1 pseudogene is annotated in these 228 nt (G+C 55.3%); it reads left to right on the forward strand.

The features are described from left to right. Nucleotides 1-195: pseudogene (locus tag Q4563_RS23525) on the forward strand (PhzF family phenazine biosynthesis protein); the annotation flags it as partial. Nucleotides 196-228 lie beyond the last annotated feature (33 nt).

The raw sequence follows: 228 nt of genomic DNA on the forward strand, positions 1-228 counted from the left end.
ATGGGGCTGTGCTGGGTTACCCCCACGGCAGTGGTGGATTGGTGTGGCCACGCCATCTTGGCAGCTTTGGCAGTGCTTGCCGATATGAGTCTAAGCTCACACTCGCAGCAATTTTTCATCGCATCGGGCGGTATTTCGCTATCACGTGAAGGTCCTGATTGGCAGTTAAACTTTCACGCGCGCCAACTGTCATAGCGCGGCGGCATGAACAGTGGCCACTGTGAATGA

Source organism: Gilvimarinus sp. 1_MG-2023, assembly GCF_030548285.1.